The 17552-nt window shown below is 64.5% G+C and carries 17 protein-coding genes and 1 tRNA gene; 10 read left to right on the forward strand and 8 right to left on the reverse strand.

All coding sequences use genetic code 11. The annotated features are described in order from the left end of the window. Window positions 1–149: 149 nt before the first annotated feature. The gene (locus OTER_RS19400) at window positions 150–629 is read left to right on the forward strand and encodes a hypothetical protein (RefSeq protein ID WP_012376644.1); all 480 of its coding nucleotides are present in this window, start codon (window positions 150–152) and stop codon (window positions 627–629) included. Between the two features lie 56 nt (window positions 630–685). Here the strand turns inward: OTER_RS19400 and OTER_RS24470 are convergent, their stop codons facing one another. Further along, window positions 686–1369 (reverse strand): energy transducer TonB, encoded by a 684-nt coding sequence (locus tag OTER_RS24470; protein WP_012376645.1) that lies wholly within the window; start codon window positions 1367–1369, stop codon window positions 686–688. 262 nt (window positions 1370–1631) lie between these two features. Between OTER_RS24470 and OTER_RS19410 the strand changes: the two genes are divergently transcribed. Then, window positions 1632–2360, forward strand: coding sequence for a hypothetical protein (locus tag OTER_RS19410; protein ID WP_012376646.1), 729 nt, complete (start codon window positions 1632–1634; stop codon window positions 2358–2360). Between the two features lie 174 nt (window positions 2361–2534). Here OTER_RS19410 and glgB read toward each other — a convergent pair whose 3' ends face one another. Continuing rightward, window positions 2535–4778 carry a 1,4-alpha-glucan branching protein GlgB gene (gene glgB, locus OTER_RS19415; RefSeq protein ID WP_012376647.1) on the reverse strand — a complete coding sequence of 748 codons (2244 nt, stop codon included), beginning with the start codon at window positions 4776–4778 and terminating at the stop codon, window positions 2535–2537. 166 nt (window positions 4779–4944) lie between these two features. Between glgB and lptD the strand changes: the two genes are divergently transcribed. The 5 genes from lptD (at window position 4945) to trxA (ending at window position 10120) form a co-directional block, all read left to right on the forward strand. Then, window positions 4945–7038 carry an LPS assembly protein LptD gene (gene lptD / locus OTER_RS19420; RefSeq protein ID WP_012376648.1) on the forward strand — a complete coding sequence of 698 codons (2094 nt, stop codon included), beginning with the start codon at window positions 4945–4947 and terminating at the stop codon, window positions 7036–7038. Window positions 7039–7220: 182 nt separating this feature from the next. After that, complete coding sequence (locus OTER_RS24475) at window positions 7221–8576, forward strand: RsmB/NOP family class I SAM-dependent RNA methyltransferase (protein WP_012376649.1); 1356 nt, start codon at window positions 7221–7223, stop codon at window positions 8574–8576. Window positions 8577–8691: 115 nt separating this feature from the next. Next, a complete protein-coding gene (locus OTER_RS19430) occupies window positions 8692–9474 on the forward strand; it encodes a segregation and condensation protein A (protein WP_044892724.1) in 783 nt (260 codons plus the stop codon). Continuing rightward, entirely contained in the window at window positions 9471–9722 is a 252-nt protein-coding gene (locus tag OTER_RS19435) for a hypothetical protein (protein ID WP_012376651.1), read from the forward strand. Before OTER_RS19430 ends, OTER_RS19435 begins: the two co-directional genes overlap by 4 nt. 71 nt (window positions 9723–9793) lie before the next feature. Beyond that, window positions 9794–10120 (forward strand): thioredoxin, encoded by a 327-nt coding sequence (gene trxA, locus OTER_RS19440; protein WP_012376652.1) that lies wholly within the window; start codon window positions 9794–9796, stop codon window positions 10118–10120. A 104-nt stretch (window positions 10121–10224) separates the two neighbouring features. Here trxA and OTER_RS19445 read toward each other — a convergent pair whose 3' ends face one another. From OTER_RS19445 to OTER_RS19455, 3 genes are all read right to left on the reverse strand, one after another. Next, window positions 10225–11109, reverse strand: a complete 885-nt coding sequence (locus OTER_RS19445) for a 1,4-dihydroxy-2-naphthoate polyprenyltransferase (RefSeq protein ID WP_012376653.1) — start codon at window positions 11107–11109, stop codon at window positions 10225–10227. After that, window positions 11106–11798, reverse strand: a complete 693-nt coding sequence (locus tag OTER_RS19450; protein WP_012376654.1) for a hypothetical protein — start codon at window positions 11796–11798, stop codon at window positions 11106–11108. Before OTER_RS19450 ends, OTER_RS19445 begins: the two co-directional genes overlap by 4 nt. A 69-nt stretch (window positions 11799–11867) precedes the next feature. Further along, window positions 11868–12143, reverse strand: a complete 276-nt coding sequence (locus OTER_RS19455; protein WP_012376655.1) for an acylphosphatase — start codon at window positions 12141–12143, stop codon at window positions 11868–11870. A 164-nt stretch (window positions 12144–12307) separates the two neighbouring features. On the opposite strand from OTER_RS19455, the gene OTER_RS19460 reads away from it, so the two are divergent. Next, window positions 12308–12997 (forward strand): hypothetical protein, encoded by a 690-nt coding sequence (locus tag OTER_RS19460; RefSeq protein ID WP_012376656.1) that lies wholly within the window; start codon window positions 12308–12310, stop codon window positions 12995–12997. Window positions 12998–13023: 26 nt separating this feature from the next. Here OTER_RS19460 and OTER_RS19465 read toward each other — a convergent pair. The 3 genes from OTER_RS19465 to metK all read right to left on the reverse strand — a co-directional run bounded on the left by OTER_RS19465 (window position 13024) and on the right by metK (window position 15856). Beyond that, window positions 13024–13117 (reverse strand) — tRNA-Ser (locus tag OTER_RS19465). Window positions 13118–13223: 106 nt separating this feature from the next. Further along, window positions 13224–14648 carry an adenosylhomocysteinase gene (gene ahcY, locus OTER_RS19470; RefSeq protein WP_012376657.1) on the reverse strand — a complete coding sequence of 475 codons (1425 nt, stop codon included), beginning with the start codon at window positions 14646–14648 and terminating at the stop codon, window positions 13224–13226. A 41-nt stretch (window positions 14649–14689) separates the two neighbouring features. Further along, on the reverse strand, window positions 14690–15856 hold the full coding sequence (metK, locus tag OTER_RS19475) for a methionine adenosyltransferase (RefSeq protein WP_012376658.1): 1167 nt from the start codon (window positions 15854–15856) through the stop codon (window positions 14690–14692). Between the two features lie 171 nt (window positions 15857–16027). Here metK and OTER_RS19480 point away from each other — a divergent pair, with 171 nt between their 5' ends. Further along, window positions 16028–17164 (forward strand): hybrid sensor histidine kinase/response regulator, encoded by a 1137-nt coding sequence (locus OTER_RS19480; protein WP_012376659.1) that lies wholly within the window; start codon window positions 16028–16030, stop codon window positions 17162–17164. Then, entirely contained in the window at window positions 17161–17547 is a 387-nt protein-coding gene (locus OTER_RS19485; RefSeq protein WP_012376660.1) for a response regulator transcription factor, read from the forward strand. The genes OTER_RS19480 and OTER_RS19485 overlap by 4 nt, the downstream gene beginning before the upstream one ends. The last annotated feature ends 5 nt before the right edge of the window (window positions 17548–17552 follow it).

A 17552-nucleotide genomic window follows, 5' to 3' on the forward strand; every position in this document is an offset into this window, starting at 1 on the left:
AGACCTGGTCTTGGGCGCGCTCCGGTCTCCCACCAAGCCACGGATGAAACGTCCCTGCCACGTGGCCAGGCTCATGGCTCGCGTTGACAAACCGCTCGGAACGCAGGTGAGATACCAATCCGCGCCAGCGGTTGCTTTCGTTCCCCATCGTGAAAAAATCAGCTGTTCGCGAAAAGATCCTCTCGCAGTTGCGGGCTGACCTGCTGCTCCAGACGACCGCCGCCCACACCGCCCGCGACGAGGCGATCAGCGAGGAAAGCCGGCCGGAGAACCAATACGACACGCACAGCCAGGAGGCGGCGTATCTCGCCGAGGGGCAGGCCCGGCTCGCCGCGGAGATTGCCGAAAGCATCACGCTCTACGAGTCGCTCAACCTGCCCGACCTGCCGGCCGCATCGCCTGTCGCCCTCGGCGCGCTGGTCGCGCTCGACGACCGTGGCCGGCAAAGCTGGTTTTTCATCGGACCGCGCGGTGGCGGGCTCGAGCTGCAAGTCGAAGGCCGCAACGTGCTCGTGCTGACGCCGCAATCCCCGTTGGGCCGCGAATTGATGGGCAAACGCGTGGACGATCTCGTGCGCTTGCCCAACCGCGTGAACGGCGCGCCGCAGCGGATCACCCTCGTCGTCTAGAAAAAAGGCCGGGGCGCAGTGGCTCCGGCCTTGATCAGCTCAGCTCAACGCAACCGTCATTCCGAGAGATTGAACACCACCGGCGCGACCATCCGGAACTTTACCGGCCGGCCCAAGCGCTTGCCCGGCTCGAACCGCCATTGCTGAACCGCCCGGAGCGTGGGTTCTTCGAAGATCGCCGCCGTCGAGCGCACAACCGTGGCGCGAATCACGCGACCGGTCTCGTCGACGAGGAACTCCACGTCCACCTGGCCGTTCAGTCCGTCCGCCCTCGCGGCCGCCGGATAGATCGGGGCAATCTGCCCGCGGAGCCGCGGCGGATTGTCGAGATATTTCATGTCGACCGGCGCGTTCGTCACGTCGCTGTTCGGATCGCCGTTCGGATCGCCGATGTTCACCGGAATCCTGTTCATGTCGCCCACCGGTCCGGGCTTCACGGGCTCATACGGAATGGCCCAGGGAACCTTCTCGTCGGTCAGCGTCTCCGGCCTCTGCGGCGGACCCACGTCGGCGTCCCCCTTCCGCGCACGCTTGGGCTGGTCGATCGGGTCCGGCAACGTCGCATGGTCGACGATTTCGATCAGTTCATCGATGACGGGCGGCTGCGGCATCGCGGGCATTTTCGGTTCCGGATCACTGCCGGGGAGCACCACGGTGGGAGGCCGACCATTGAATCCGAAGAAAACGAGCGCGTGGAACGCCGTTGCTACGATCACTGGCAGGATGAATCGCGTTTGCATGATAGCTCAGGGGTTAACTGATTACCAACGCTGCCTCGATCTGCTGACTATGATCGTCACATCGGCGTTTTTGGCAACGCAAAGTTTTCACGGTCCGCAAGCGTGGCACGGGCGTTTCGCCCGTGGGCTGCAGGCGGATGAGATGCGTTAGCGGACATGTGCGTCATGCCGAACTCCGCGCCAACCGCGCGCGAAACCGGGTTGATTCCGCGCCGCGCGACCGCTTTGTGATCGGCATGAATCGTCCGTGCTCGCCGCAACCATGACCCGCCGCTGCCGACACGTCCCCGCATGGCTGCTGCTCGCAGTCGTGGTCGTAGCGAGCGTCGCGTCCGTAGGCGCGAGCGAATCGCCGGCATCCACCGCGGCCTTCCGAGAGGTGCTCGCGACGTTTCGCACGGAAGGGCCGAGAGGCTGGTCGTTCACCCAGACCACGGAGGGCGCCGGCCACCGGCGCGTGGAGCGGTTCGATGCCGCTCAGCCGGAATTTCTACGTTGGACATTAGTGCAGGAGGACGGTCGCACGCCCACGGCCGACGAAACCCGCGACTACCAGGAAAAACTTTCGCGCCGCTCGCGTGGCGGGACCGGCCCGCAGTTCGCCTCGCAGCTCGACGTGAACACGATGGAGTTCGTCGGCTCCGCGGACGAGCGCGCGACGTACCGCTTGCGCGTGCAGCCCGGCGAAACGGGTGATGCCACCGCGCAGTTCCTCCGGGCGACGATCGTGTTCCACGAGCCGACCCGCACGATCGAATCGCTCGAGATCGCGTCGGTCGCGCCCTTCTCGCCGACGTTCGGCGTGAAGATCGCCGAGATGAAGACGACGCTGCGCTACAGCTTGCCGACGGCGGAGCGACCAAGCCTGCTGCAGCAATCCGTCACGCGGCTGCGGGGACGCGCGTTCTGGCTAAAATCACTCGACGCCGATCTGACCGTGGTCTTCAGCGGCTACGAATACCCCTTCCCACGGCCTCGTACTGCGCAGTAGCTCCCGTCGAAAGAGGCACCCGCAGGAGGTGAAACCCGCCGTCCCGGCGGGTTCAGCCTGCCCGAACGGCCGGCTCCACCAAACGTCCGCAATTGGCCGTCAACTCGCGTCAACCCGCCGGAGGCGACGGGCTCCCCCTCACCCCCGACATCGGATCCGTAGCGGACGAGGCGTCTACGCCGCGGTCCACTTGAAGATCGTAGTGCTGAGCGGCGGCAGCGTCAGACTGAGCGAGTGCGGACAACCGTCGTGCGGAACGTCCTCCGTATGCCGGCCGCCATCGTTGCCCAACCCGGAGCCGCCGTAAAACTCGCTGTTGGTGTTAATCATCTCGCGCCACATTCCCGCGCGCGGCACGCCGATCCGATACGGCCGCGTGGCACCGGAGAAATGACCGACGACCAGGAACGAGGTCTGCTCCGTTTCGTCCGTGCGCAGATACGCGAGCACATTGGCCGCCGCATCCTGGCAGGAAACCCACCGGAACCCTTTGGGATTGTAGTCGTTTTTGCTCAGCACGGGCTCGCTGGCGTAGAGCTTGTTGAGGTCGCGCACAAGCAACCGGACGCCTTCGTGGTCCTTGTATTGGCACAGATGCCAGTCGAGACTGGCGTCGTAGTTCCATTCGTGCGACTGCGCGAAATCGCTTCCCATGAAGAGCAGCTTCTTGCCCGGATAGCCCCACATGTGCCCGTAGAGCGAGCGCAGGTTCGCCGCTTTCTCGGGAATGTGCCACGCGCCCATCTTGAAGAGCATCGAGGCTTTTCCGTGCACCACCTCGTCATGCGAGAAGACCGTCACGAATTTCTCCGCATACTGGTACAGCATGCCGAAGGTGAGGTCGTTCTGGTGCCACTGCCGGTGAATTGGCGTCTTCGCGAAATAGCGCAGCGTGTCGTGCATCCACCCCATGTTCCATTTGTAGTCGAAGCCGAGCCCGCCTTCGCTGGTCGGCTTCGTCACACCCGGAAAGGACGTGCTCTCCTCCGCGATGGTGAGCGCGCCCGGATGATACTGATGCACGAGATCGTTCACGCGGCGCAGGAAATCGATCGCTTCCAAATTTTCACGGCCGCCGAATTTATTCGGGATCCACTGCCCTTCCTTGCGCGAGTAGTCGAGATAGAGCATCGAAGCGACGGCGTCGACGCGCAGTCCGTCGATGTGATAGCGCTCGATCCACGCGAGCGCGTTCGCCAGCAGGAAGCAGCGGACCTCGTTGCGGCCATAGTTGAAGATCAGCGTGCCCCAATCCATGTGCGCGCCCAGGCGCGGATCGGCGTGCTCGTAAAGATGTGAGCCGTCGAACTCCGCCAACGCGAAACTGTCGCGCGGAAAATGCGCGGGCACCCAGTCGAGGATTACGCCAATGCCACGCTGATGGAGATGATCCACCAGCCAGGCGAAATCTTCCGGTGCGCCGTGCCGATGCGTCGGGGCATAGAAGCCGGTGACCTGATAGCCCCAGGAGCCGGTGAACGGATGCTCCGCCAGCGGCATGAACTCCACGTGAGTGTAGCCCATCTCGGTGACGTAGTCGGCGAGCTGCGTCGCCGCTTCCCGATAGTCGAGCGGCCGGCCGGCGTCCTCTGGCTTGCGGCGCCACGATCCAAGGTGAACCTCGTAGACGGACATGGGTTGATCGAGCTGGCCGGCGTTGGCGCGCCGCCGCTCGAGCCATTCCTGATCGTGCCACTTGAACTGCGTCGTGTCGTAGACGATCGACGCGTTGTTCGGCGGGCCTTCGAAGTAGGTGCCGTACGGATCCGTCTTCAACCGCACGTGGCCTTGCGCATCGCGTACGGCGTACTTGTAGAGTTCCCCCTCTTCCAGCCCGGGAATAAAAATTTCCCACACGCCTGACGAGCCGAGCGGCCGCATCTGGTGATAGCGGCCGTCCCAGTGATTGAAGTTCCCCACCAGCGAGACCTGCTTCGCCGCCGGCGCCCACACCGCAAACGCAACGCCGGCGACGTCGTTCATGACCCGCACGTGCGCGCCGAGCTTGTCGTAGATCCGGTGCTCGTTGCCTTCGTTGAAGAGATACAGGTCGTGCTCGCTCAGCGTCGGCAGGAACGAATACGGGTCGTAAAACTGCCGCATCTCACCGGTGAGCGTCGTCACCCGCAGCTGATAGCGAAACACCTGCGCGCGCTTCGAAATGAAGACTTCGTAGAGTCCTTCGTCCGCGATCGGGGTCATCGCCCACGTCTCGCCCGACTCAGGATCGACCACCGCGCAGCTGGCGGACTGCCGCACGAGCGCACGCACCACCAGCCCCTTGGTGTGCTTGTAGGTCTTCGGATGCATGCCGAGCACCGCGTGCGGTGACGTGTGGCTGGCCTGCAGCAGGGCGAGATAGTCGGTTTTGGAAATGATCACGCGACGAAGAGGTTCCCGGACAGCAACCTGCCTCATGCGTTGCGCGGCGTCTAGCCGTAATGCGGTTTTCCGCTCTGCGTCGCGCCCTCCGGAAATCTTCCGTAGCGCAGCTCGCCGTGCCGCCCCCCTCGTCCTCTCCCGGGACGGACGCACGCCCACCGCAAAGCTTGCTTGCCGCCCGGCGGAGCATTTTCTCGGCTACGTGATCCGCCGCCTGCTCGCCTGTCTCTTTGTCGCCAGCCCGCTTGTGGCGGCGCCGGCTCCCGACGCCACGTCGATCGTCGCCGGTTTGGCCCAAACCTCCACCGTCACGGGCGAAACCATTCTCACGGGCAACCCGCACGTGGACTACGGCGATCTGCGGCTCCGCGCCGACGAGATCCGCATTGATCCGCAGACGAAGATCGCAACCGCTCGCGGCCACGCCGTACTCACCCAGGGCCCGCGCCGGCTGCTCGCCGACGTCATCACCTACCACGCCGCGGACGGCACCTACACCGTCGGCGAACTGCGCGTCGGCGAGTTTCCAATCTACATTTCCGGCTCCAGTGCCACGGGCAGCCGCGAACAGATCGTGATCAACGACGCGCGCGTCACGGTACCCGAGCCCGGACCGTTCGTGCCCACGCTGCACGCGGCGCGGCTGCAGTTCACCGCCGACAAGCAGTTGCACGCCGAACGCGCGTCCGCGGGCATCGGCCCGGTGCGGCCGGTCGCGCTGCGCGGTTTCGATCAGGATCTGCGCAGCCCGATGCTGCCGAACCTCTCGCTCACCGCCGGCTACCGACGCAGCCTCGGCGCGTTCATCGTGGCGGGCCTGCGCGTGCCGATCCTTCCGCAACTCCAGCTCGGCGGCGACCTCGGACTCTACTCGAGCCGCGGCATCATGGCCGGCCCCTCGGGCAGCTACGAGGGCGGCAACGAGACCGTCGGCTACCGCGGCGATTTCCGGTCCGGCTTCATCAGCGACTACGGCACGCGCTACACCGATATCCTCGGCCGGGCGATTCCGCGCAACCGCGGCTTCGCCACCTGGCAGCACCAGCAGCACATCACCGACCGCCTGGCGCTCACCGGCGAGCTGAACTACTGGCGCGACTCGGAGGTCCTGCGCGATTTCCGGCCCGGCGAATTCTTTCCGGTCCAGCAGCCGGACACGTTCCTCGAGTCGACCTACGCAGGGGACAACTATTTCGTTTCGCTGTTTGCGCGGTTTCAACCGAACTCGTTCCAGGTGGTACAACAGCGGCTGCCGGAGCTGCGCTTCGACCTGCTGCCGATCACGCTGCCCGGCGGCTTCGTCGAGCGGTTCAACGCGAGCGTCGCCGTGTTGCGCGAGGATCCGCTGCCGGCGGCGCCCTACACGCCCGCGCTCAACCGGCGGCTGCGCAGCGATCGGTTCGATGCGTACTACGGACTTTCCCGACCGATCCGACCGACTGACTGGTTTGCGTTCACGCCCGTCGCCGGCGGCCGGATCACGCACTACGCGAACCTGGACGGCGCGCGCAACGACTACACCCGCACGCTCGGCGAGGTCGGCTTCGACGCCGAGCTGCGCACCAGCGGCACGTTTGACTACAAAAACCCGCGCTGGAAAATCGACGGGCTGCGCCATCTGCTGACGCCGCGCGTTTCGTATCGCTACATCCCCGAAGCAGAGAAAGGGGCGCGCTACATTCCTCCGATCGACCGGCGGTCGTTCTCGACCTACCTCCAGCCGCTCGGGCTCGGCGACATTCGCAACATCGATGAGCTGCGCGGCACCAGCACGCTGCGCTTCGGCTTGGACAACACCCTGCAGACCCGCGACCCCGACTACGGCTCGCGCGATCTGGTGGTATTCAACGTGGCCAACGATCTCCGATTCGAACGCGATCCCGATGAGCGCGACGTCTCGGAAATTCACACCGAGCTGGCCGTGATGCCGGCGCGCTGGCTCGAACTCGGCGTCTACCAGAGCTTCCGACCACAGGACTTCACGCTGCGCGAATTCAACACCGGCGTGACACTGCGCAGCGGCGACGACTGGGCCGTGCGGTTCTCCAGCAACTTTCTCCGGCGCGAGCTCGAGGACTATTTTCTCGAAGGCCAGCGCCGGATCAACGAGGTCTTTGAAGGCATCGTCCGGCTGCGCTACGATGCGCGGCAGGATCGCTTCATCGAGCAGATCTATGGCATCCGCCAGAACATCGCGAACACCTGGAGCGTCGACTACACGATCAGTCTCTACGGCGGCAACCGCCGCGAAAGCCGGTTCGGGCTGAACATCCGGATCGATGCCATCCGTTTCTGACGCCGTCATGGATTTTCGAGCTATCCTCGGACAGGTAGGGCGGGCATTCCGCTGCCCGCCGGGAGTTCGCTTGACGTTCGCGGTGCTCACGGAGTGAGCGCCCTACCTTGATTCACTCGAAAATGCATGACCGCCTCTCGCACGCCGCCGGGTTTGCATGAGAGTTGCTACGGACGATGGTCATGAGTCTCGCCGGCAGCCAGCAAAACACCCTTCTCGCGATGCTCGCGCGGCTGCGCCCGCATTGGCGGCACGACCGCACACTCCCCGGCCGCGTGCAGGCGCTGCTCGCCAGCGATCGCCGGTTCGGATCGCGCGACCGGCGGCTGTATCGCGAGCTGATCTACACCACGCTGCGCTACCTGCCCTGGATCGAACCCGAACTCGAACGTGATGCCGAACAGGCGGTGCGGCTGATCGCCTGGCTCGCGGCAGACGCACCCGCCACCGCCCATTTTCGCCACGAGCTCATCGGCGAGTGGCCGCCCTGCCCCGCGCCGCTCGCGGAGAAAGCCGCGATGCTGGCGCAGCGCGTGGGAGCGGCCGACACAGCCGCCGGCGCTGGGCGCTTCGCGCCGGAAGCACTCCTGCCCCGCTGGTTCCACGAGCACTGCGCTGACGCTTTTGCGCCGGTGCAGCTCGATCCCCTGCTGGCGCGCGCGCCGCTCTGGCTGCGACTGCAGACGGACGAGCCGCGCAGCGTGACCGCGGAATTCGAACAACTCGGCTGGACCGCGTGCAGCTCGGCCGTGCTGCCCGGCGCACTGCAATTACTCGACGAAGTCGATGTCACGCGCACCGACGCGTTTCAAAACGGCTTGATCGAGGTTCAAGACCTCGGTTCGCAACTTCTACTCGCGGCCGCCCAGGTCGCGGCGGGTGGCCACTGGCTGGACGCCTGTGCCGGCGCCGGCGGCAAGACCCTGCAACTCGCAGCGCTGCTCGGCCCCGGTGGCACGGTCGACGCGCACGATGTCCGCCGCGCGGCGCTGGACGAACTCGCGCTTCGCGCGCGGCGCGCCGGGATCCCACTGACCCGCTCGTCCAGCCGTTCCGATGTCGGGCGCGATATTCCGATCCCCGCGGGCGCACCTGTATCTGACCGTTCGTCCCCGCGGGCTGCGCCGAAGCGCCCCGCCGCAACGGTGCGCATCCTGTCGACGATCCCGGAGACGCTCTACGATGGCGTGCTCGTTGACGCGCCCTGCAGCGGGTCCGGCACGTGGCGCCGCGCACCGCACCTCAAGTGGACGACCACGCCCGCGCACATCGACCAGGCCGCCGGCCGGCAGCGCGAGCTGCTCGAGCAGTTCGCCCAGCGCGTGCGGCCGGGCGGCCGGCTGATCTACGCCACGTGCTCGCTCAGCCGGCGTGAAAATCAGGACGTGGTGGCGGGATTCCTCGCGAGCCGGCCGGAGTTCGCCGCGGAGCCACCCCCGGCTACCTTCGGTGCGCCGGTCGACGCGTTCGGGCTCACGCTGCTGCCGGGATTGCACAACACCGACGGCTTTTTTGTGGCCTGTATGCGGCGCAACTGACCACGAGCGCAACCGGGTTTCACGGACCTGTGAAATGCGCCAACCGGGCTGCCGGGCCGCGGTCGCGCACGCCTTTTCCCTTGCCGCCGCGGGCGCGCGTACAAGCATCCGCGCTGTGGTTCCCGACTCAGACACCCGCATCAAACTTCGCGTGTTCGAAGGTCCGCTCGACTTGCTGCTTTTCCTGATCCGCAAGAACGAGCTGGATATCTACGACATCCCCATCGAGTCGGTGACGAGGCAGTATGTCGACGCGTTGCACGCGATGCAGCAGCTGGACCTCGACGTGGCCGGCGAATTCTTCGTGATGGCGGCGACGCTGATGGAAATCAAAAGCCGGATGCTCCTGCCGAAAGGCCAGAGCGCCGTCGATCCGAATGCCGACGAAGAGGAAATCGATCCGCGCTGGGACCTCGTTCACCAGCTGCTGCAATACAAGAAGTTCAAGGAAGCCGCCGCGAAACTGAATGAGCTGGCGGCGCTGCGGCAGGACCTCATGGAGCGTTACGTCTCGTCGATGTCGATGGACGGCGCCGCCCGGCCGCTCAAGACGGTGGACCGGATCGAACTGTGGAACGCGTTCAACATCGTGCTGCGCCGGCTGGCGGAGAAACTCGTCGTCGGCGAAATTCACGACGAGCAGGTGACGGTCGCGGACAAGATGGAGGAAATCCTCGAGCTGACGCAGACGCGCAAAACCTTCGTGTTTTCCGAGCTGCTGACCGGCAAGGTGACGCTACGGCTGCTGGTCGCCACCTTCCTCGCGGTGCTCGAACTGACGCGCTTGAAGCGGCTGCGGCTGCAGCAGGATGAAGCCTTCGCCGACATCGTTTGCTCCGCGGTCGAAGCGGAAATGCCGCTTGAAAGCGCGGTGAACCCCGGCACGGTCACGGCGTGAGCAAGAAGAAGAAATCCCGCCCGCGCGCCGCCGGACTGTTGGGCATCGGCTTCGACAACACCGACGGACACAAGCGCATCACGACGGGCGAACAATTCGCGATCGTGGGCGGCTCCGAGGAAACGCACGGCCGGATGACGGAGACCGTGGTCAAGACCTTCGAGGAGCTGAAGCAGCGCGGGAAGCGGCTCCAGCACGTGGCGCCGGACGAGCTCGCCGAGATCATCCATCGTTCCACGCCCCGCTGATTTCGGCCGCAGCTTTCGCCGGCAACATCGAGCCATTTGCCATTCTCCTTTCTGTTCATCCATTCCCCATCATGTCCGAAAAAATCGCTCAACTCACCGCGGCAGATTTCGAGTCCGCGATCAGCAGTGGCACCACTCCGGTGCTCGTCGACTTCTGGGCCCCTTGGTGCGGCCCGTGCAAGGCGATCGCTCCGATCCTCGAGGAGCTGGCCACGGAGCTCGATGGGAAGCTCAAGATCGCCAAGGTAAACGTGGATGATCACGGCGAAATCGCCACGCGCTACAGCATTCGCGCCATCCCGACGATGCTGTTGTTCAAGGGCGGTCAGGTGGCCGAGCAGTTGGTCGGCATGATGCCGAAGGCGACGCTGAAGGCGAAAATCGCCGCCCACGTCTGACCGGCGCGCGAATTCTGACCTTGTAGGGCGGAGTCTCCTGACCCCGCCGACTTTCGAGCGCGTGGCGGCGGGGTCGGGAAACCCCGCCCTACAGAATCCGGTTCTCAGCCCGTCACGAACGACGCTCCGGCGAGCAGCGCGTAAAGCGCGAGCAGCTTGCCGGTGTCGACTAATAGGGCGATGAGCTCGACCGGCGTTTGCGCCGCACGCAGGCGCCGCACATGGGACCCTGCCAGCGGGAGGATGGCCAGCGGCAGCAGCCGCCAGAGCGTTCCTTCCGTCCAGCAGAACCATCCCGGCACCAGTAGCGCGATCAGCAGCGAACCTGCATGCTGGAGGCGGGCCGCGCGGCGGCCCCAACGCACCACCAGCGTGCGCTTGCCCGCGGCGGCGTCGGTCTCGACGTCGCGATAGTTGTTCACCACGAGGATATTCGTGGCGAGCAACCCAATCGGCACGGCCGCCAGCAGGACATCCGGGTAGATCGCGCCGGCCTGCACGAAATACGTGGCGCCGACGGCAACGAGCCCGAAAAAGATGAACACGAACACGTCGCCCAGTCCGTGGTAGGCCAGCGGCCAGGGGCCACCCGTGTAGGCGATCCCGCACAGAATGCTCGCGAGGCCGATCAGAATCAGCCACGGGCCGCCCCAGAGCAGCAGGCCCAACCCGCAGGCGAATGCCGTGGCAAATGTGGCCCACATAGCCCGCCGCATGGTCGCAGGGCTGACCCAGCCGGCGGCGACCGCACGCTGGGGGCCGACGCGCGCGGCGGTGTCGGCGCCGCGCATGAAGTCGTAGTAATCGTTGGCGAAGTTCGTGCCGATCTGGACAAGCAGCGCGAATCCGAGGCAGAGCGCCGCCGCCGCCGGCTCGAACACGTCGTCGCGCCAAGCCAGCGCCGAGCCGACGATCACCGGCGCGATCGCCGCGGGCAGCGTGCGCGGCCGGGCCGCCGAGATCCAAATATGCCAGAAGGAAGGTTTCAACGGAGCGGACTGGAGCTGACCTTCACCCTCTTGCTCAGTTGCACCAGCGGCCGGCGTGCGAGGAAGCTCACGACCACGGGAAGAAAGACCAGCCCTGCATTAAGCAATGGGCGCAGGTCGCCGAGCCCAAGGAACAACGTGCCGAGCAGCACCACGAGCAACGCATGCACGGCCAAAAAAGCCGCCGGATTCGGCAGCACCGGATTCACCAGCCAGACCAGCAGCACGGCGAAACCGCCGGCCGCGAACCCGCTCAGTCCGATCGTGACTCCGGTCAAATAGAAGATCGGTGCGAACAGCATCGAGCGATGTTCAAACCGAAAGAGCTGGATCAGCACGCCGACCAGCAGGATCCCGAGCCGGCCATAGGTCGCCAGCCGCACGCTCTCCGCATCCGCGCCAGGCATCGTTTGCCACGCCGGCTCGGTGCCTGGCATTCCGCCCAACAGCATCACCGTCCCCAACCCGGCACGCAGGAAGTCGATCGTGTTTCTCAGCTTCACGATCTCCGTCCGGAAGCTCACGGACGGGTCGTTGGGATCGCGGGTTTTGGCCGGATTGGTGTCCAACGGGTAGCGCCGGCGATGGTGGCGCTGAAATTCGAATACGCGGCCGCCGATGCGCAGCATCTGCCGCGGCAGCCAGAGCAGGATTACGGCCGGAAGCAGTTGAAGCCACGCGATGTTCACGAGTGCCGGCGAGCGAAAGAAAACCCCCGCGTCATGTCAAAAGCCGATCCCGTAGGCGGCCCGGCCCGCCTAGCGGATCATGAATCCGGTGAACTGCCGCGGCCGGCGGTCGGAACTGCGCTCGGTTTTCCGCACGAGCCCATGCATCCGCTCATGGATCATCGCAACGAAGGCCTCGATCTCGTCCGCGCGCCCCTCGACCTCGACGTGCACGCGCCCGTCCGGCAGGTTCCGCACGAACCCCGCGACCTCGAACTCCTTTGCGATCTGCAGCGTAGAATAGCGAAAGCCCACGCCTTGCACGTGACCGGAGAAGATGATCGTCTCGTGGTGGACATCCGTCATGGGGAGGGAAAGCGGCGGCATCCAACTACGCTCGGCGGTTCGCTTCAATCCGCAAAGCGTTCCCGTGATCAACTGCACCCGATTGATGGGCGGCCCTTTGACTTTCGCTTGACCGGTTTTGATTTGCGTTCGCGTCCCCTGCGTTCTCAGTTCCCCCCACGCGAATGAGTAATTTTGATTCTGACGGGACGCAGGATAACGAGTGGGAAGACCGCGGCGACCTGGCGTGGAACGAGTTTGATTGGGAGCGGTATCTGCGCGAACAGGATGAAGCGGTGATGCGTTATCTGGGTTTCTACGAAGCCTGCAAGAACAGCTCCGATCGGATCGATGACGTGGCCGAGCTCATGAACTGGAGCTCCGGCGAAAATGAGGAACGGTCCACGGAAACGACCGCCAGCACCGACAGCGAGGACGAGTCCGACTCCGATTTCGCGGGCGAGAACGACGTCTACACGCTGCACAAGAATCCGATTTTCATCTCCACGCGCGCGCTCTATCTCGGCCTGCGCCGGCAATGGGAGCTGACGGCGGCGAATCAGCACAAGGTGCCGCAGCCGCTGGCGCTCGCGCTGTTGTCGTCGCTGCATCGCGGCGAAGATCAGGCGGTGCAGGCGATTCACGCGCTGGATTTCGGTGACTACGCGATGGCGATCAGCCTGTTCAAGCGGGCGCTGTGCGCGCTCAACAGCACGCTGGCCCTGCTGAACGACGGCGCCGCCCTCACCCATCGCGCGGTCGAGAACTATCGGGAGATGGCGCTCCCGCGGCTCTTCGATCTCCGCGAGATCTGGCTGCGCGTCGTGCACGAGTGTCGCGAAGAACTCGACCGACCGGTCGAGGGCGAGAACTGAGCTGTCCGCAGCCCACGGGCAAAGGATGGCGGAGAGGGAGGGATTCGAACCCTCGGTAGGGATTTAAACCCCTACAACGCTTTAGCAAAGCGCCGCTATCGACCACTCAGCCACCTCTCCGGATCAGGACATGGGAGGCAAACGCCGGCTCACGAAAGTGCAAGGCGGATTTGCAGGGATTTCCGAACCCAGACGCGCGTGAGGCCTGCGCGCGGCGCGCAACAGCTCAGTACCGGTAGTGATCCGGCTTGTAGGGTCCCTCAACCGGCACGCCGAGATAAGCCGCCTGCTCGGAGGTGAGCTTCGTCAGCTTCGCGCCGATCTTCTCGAGGTGCAGCCGCGCCACCTCCTCGTCGAGGTGCTTCGGCAGTCGGTAAACGCCGATCGCGTAGGTGTCGCGATTCTTCCAGAGATCGATCTGGGCGAGCGTCTGGTTCGTGAAGCTGTTCGACATCACGAACGAGGGATGGCCGGTCGCGCAACCGAGGTTCACCAGCCGGCCTTCCGCGAGCAGATAAATGCTCGGACCGCCGGGGAACGTGTACAGGTCGTATTGCGGCTTCACGTTGGTCCGCTTTGCGTCCGACGCGTTGAGCCGGTCGACCTGGATCTCGTTGTCGAAATGGCCGATGTTACAGACAATCGCCTGGTCCTTCATCTTCCGCATGTGCTCCAGCGTGATGATGTCGCGATTGCCCGTGGTGGTGACGTAGAGGTCGGCGACGCCAAGCGTGCTCTCCACGGTGTTGACCTCGAAGCCCTCCATCGCCGCCTGCAGGGCGTTGATCGGATCGACTTCAGTGACGATCACGCGAGCGCCGAATCCGCGCAGTGAATGCGACGAGCCTTTGCCGACGTCGCCGTAGCCGCAGACGCACGCGACCTTGCCCGCGATCATCACGTCGGTCGCGCGCTTGAGTCCGTCGGCGAGCGACTCGCGGCAACCGTAAAGATTGTCGAACTTCGACTTCGTGACCGAGTCGTTGACGTTGATCGCCGGCACGCGGAGCTTGCCCTTCTCCAGCATCTGATAAAGCCGGTGGACGCCCGTCGTGGTTTCTTCCGACACGCCGCGCCACTCCTTCGCCATCTTGGTCCAAAACAGCGGATCCTGCGCGTGCACGCGCTTGAGCAGATCCTTGATCACCTGCTCTTCGTGGGAGGCTGAGGCCGTGTTTGCCCAATCGCTCCCCTCCTCGAGTTCGCAGCCCTTGTGGATCAGCAGCGTCACATCGCCGCCGTCGTCGACGACCAGTTGCGGGCCCTTGCCGCCGGGGAACGAGATCGCGTTGAGCGTCATGTCCCAATACTCCTCGAGCGTCTCGCCCTTCCAGGCAAAGACCGGCACGCCGGCCTTCGCGATCGCCGCGGCCGCGTGGTCCTGGGTTGAGAAGATGTTACACGACGCCCAGCGCACGTCGGCGCCCAACTCGCGCAGCGTCTCGATCAAGACGGCGGTTTGGATCGTCATGTGCAGCGAGCCCGTGATGCGCACCCCCGCGAGCGGTTTGACCGGGCCGAATTTTTTGCGCACGGCCATGAGGCCGGGCATCTCGTGCTCGGCGATCGAGATTTCCTTCCGCCCCCAATCGGCGAGCGAAATATCTTTGACGCGATAGGTGGCGGATTGCGGGGCGGCGGCAGTGGCCATGGAATTCGACAGGGTTGCAGGTTGCGGTCGCGAAACCGCGGTTATTTCACCGCGGCGCGGAGCGCCTCGATCTGATTGGTTTTTTCCCACGGCAGTTCGTCCTTGCCGAAGTGGCCGTAGTTGGTCGTCGCGCGGTAGATCGGCCGGAGCAGATCGAGTTGCTTGACGATCGCGGCGGGTTTGAAGCTGAAAACCTTGCGGACGGCCGCGGAGATTTTCTCCTCCGGCACTTTCGCGGTGCCCATCGCATCGACCCAGATCGACACCGGCTCCGGGTAGCCGATCGCGTAGGCCACCTGCAACTCACAGATCTCCGCGAGCCCGGAGGCCACGATGTTTTTGGCGACCCAACGGCACATGTAGGCGGCCGAGCGATCGACCTTGGAAGGATCCTTGCCCGAAAACGCGCCGCCACCGTGGCGGCCCCAGCCGCCGTAGGTGTCCACGATGATCTTTCGGCCGGTCAGGCCCGAATCGCCTTCGGGCCCGCCCACGACGAACCGGCCGGTCGGGTTGATGTAGAAGCTCGTCTGCGCGTCCATCATGGCGGCGGGAATCACGCGCTTGATCACGTTTTCGATCAGAAACTCGCGAATGGCGCCGTGCTGCACGTGGGGCGTGTGCTGCGTGGAGATGACCACGTTCTCCACCTTGATGGGCTTGTCGTTCTCGTAGCGCACCGAGACCTGCGATTTCGCGTCCGGCCGGAGCCACGACACGACGCCGGATTTGCGCAGCTTCGTCAGCTCCCGCCCGAGGCGGTGGGCGAACATGATCGCGGTCGGCATCATCTCCGGCGTTTCATTGCAGGCGTAGCCGAACATCAGGCCCTGGTCGCCGGCGCCCTGCTCCGCGGTGGCCTTGCCGTCGGCGGCGCGGGCGTCGACGCCCTGCGCGATATCCGGCGACTGCCGCGTGATCAGGTTCGTGATGAAAATCTTGTCGGCGTGAAACACGTCGTCGTCGTTCACATAACCGATGTCGCGCACGGCGTCGCGCACGACCTGGTCATAGTTGATCTTCGCCTTCGTCGTGATCTCGCCCGCGATCACCACGTGGTTGCTCTTCACGAGCGTTTCGCACGCGACGCGGCTCGTCGGATCCTGCGCGAGGCAGGCGTCGAGCACGCTGTCCGAGATCAGATCCGCGACCTTGTCGGGATGCCCCTCGCCCACCGACTCCGAGGAGAAGACGAATGTGTTGGCCATATATGGGACCGAGCAGGAAACCAACGGGCGTCCGGCAGGCAAGGGGAATATCATTATATTCCAATCTTCTGATGCATGAAGGCCCATTCGGCGGCTGGGCAGTGCGTCCTTGCCTGACTCGGCACGTCGACCTTTATGTCATATCCCGCCCGCCGATAACTTGGTGATCGAATGTCGCAACCTCTCCCAGCCCCCGAATTGAAGGACCGCAAGATCCTCGTCGTCGACGACGACCGCCTCAACATCCGGATCCTCAGCGGCATCCTGAAGACGCAAGGCTACGCCCTGGCAGACGCGGACTCGGGCGAACGCGCGCTGGAGCTCTATCCCGAGTTCCGGCCCGATCTCGTCCTGCTCGACGTCGTGATGCCCGGGCTGAACGGCTTCGAAACGTGCCGGAAGCTGAAGGACACTTATGGCGACGCCTGCGCGCCGATCGTCTTCATCACGGCCAAGAACGAATCGGACGACGTCGTCGAGGGTTTCTCGGCCGGCGGCGTCGATTACCTGCCAAAGCCTTTCCAGGCGAAGGAGGTGTTGGTGCGGATTCAAACGCATCTGCGCAACCAGCTTCTGACCGAGCAGCAGAAGAGTCTCGTCGATCAGCTGAGCAAGGCCAACGCCGCGAAAAACAAATTCCTCGGCATGGCCGCGCACGACCTCCGCAATCCCCTGGCCTCGATCCGCGGGCTGGCGGAGTTCCTGCGCGACGGCGTCGTCGGTCCGCTCAGCGCGGATCAGCTGGATCTGGTGCAGACGATTCACGCCGCGAGCCAGTCGATGCTGACGATGGTCAACGAACTCCTCGATGTCGCCACCATCGAGGCGGGCGAACTGAAGATCGATCCGGCGCAACACAACCTGGGCGACCTGATCGAGAAGGCGGTTTACCTCGCGAACATCGACGCGGCCAAAAAGAATACGCGCATCGAGATCACGCCGCCGGCTTCGCCACTCTATCCGTCATTCGATCCGGCCAAGATGCAGCAGGTCGTGGACAATCTGCTCAGCAACGCGGTGAAATACTCGCCGCCCGGTTCGCGGATCACGGTCGTGCTGCATGGCGACGGACGCGAGTGCAGTTTCGGGGTGAAGGACCAGGGGCCGGGCATTCCGGAGAACGAACGCGACCGGCTGTTCAAGGATTTTGGCCGGCTGTCGGTGAAGCCGACGGGCGGCGAGAAGAGCACCGGGTTGGGCCTCGCCATCTGCCGCAAGATCACTGAGGCTCATCACGGTTCGATCACGGCCGCCAACCTCCCCGGGGGCGGCTGTGAGTTTCGCGTCACGCTTCCCCTCCCCGCATGAACTTCGCAGGCGTCATCCTGCTCGTCGACGACGAGCCGCATATTCGGAAATATGTTTCGCTGATCCTGAAACAGATTGGCGCCCTCAATCTGGTCGAAGCCAGCAATGGCGAGGAGGCGGTGGCCGCATTTGAAGCGTCCAAGCCCGATCTTGTGCTGCTCGACATCAGCATGCCCCTGGTGGACGGATTGGAGACCCTCCGCCGGTTGAAGGCCATCGATCCGGAATGCGTGGTCGTCATGCTCACCTCCATCGTGAACCGTCAGAGCATCGACGAGGCGCTCGCGCTCGGCGCGGCCAACTACATTCGCAAAGACACGCCCAAGGAAGAGATCGCCCAAGCGCTCACCGAAACGATCCAGAGCTATTTTGAGCTCGAATAATCTCG

The sequence above is a fragment of the Opitutus terrae PB90-1 genome (assembly GCF_000019965.1).
Lineage (GTDB): Bacteria > Verrucomicrobiota > Verrucomicrobiia > Opitutales > Opitutaceae > Opitutus > Opitutus terrae.

Coding starts and splice junctions, on each gene's coding strand:
- OTER_RS24470 (WP_012376645.1), bottom strand. CDS start 1,369: ATGCAAACGCGATTCATCCTGCCAGTGATCGTAGCAACGGCGTTCCAC.
- OTER_RS19410 (WP_012376646.1), top strand. CDS start 1,632: ATGACCCGCCGCTGCCGACACGTCCCCGCATGGCTGCTGCTCGCAGTC.
- glgB (WP_012376647.1), bottom strand. CDS start 4,778: ATGAGGCAGGTTGCTGTCCGGGAACCTCTTCGTCGCGTGATCATTTCC.
- OTER_RS24475 (WP_012376649.1), top strand. CDS start 7,221: ATGAGTCTCGCCGGCAGCCAGCAAAACACCCTTCTCGCGATGCTCGCG.
- trxA (WP_012376652.1), top strand. CDS start 9,794: ATGTCCGAAAAAATCGCTCAACTCACCGCGGCAGATTTCGAGTCCGCG.
- OTER_RS19455 (WP_012376655.1), bottom strand. CDS start 12,143: ATGACGGATGTCCACCACGAGACGATCATCTTCTCCGGTCACGTGCAA.
- OTER_RS19460 (WP_012376656.1), top strand. CDS start 12,308: ATGAGTAATTTTGATTCTGACGGGACGCAGGATAACGAGTGGGAAGAC.
- ahcY (WP_012376657.1), bottom strand. CDS start 14,648: ATGGCCACTGCCGCCGCCCCGCAATCCGCCACCTATCGCGTCAAAGAT.
- metK (WP_012376658.1), bottom strand. CDS start 15,856: ATGGCCAACACATTCGTCTTCTCCTCGGAGTCGGTGGGCGAGGGGCAT.
- OTER_RS19480 (WP_012376659.1), top strand. CDS start 16,028: ATGTCGCAACCTCTCCCAGCCCCCGAATTGAAGGACCGCAAGATCCTC.
- OTER_RS19485 (WP_012376660.1), top strand. CDS start 17,161: ATGAACTTCGCAGGCGTCATCCTGCTCGTCGACGACGAGCCGCATATT.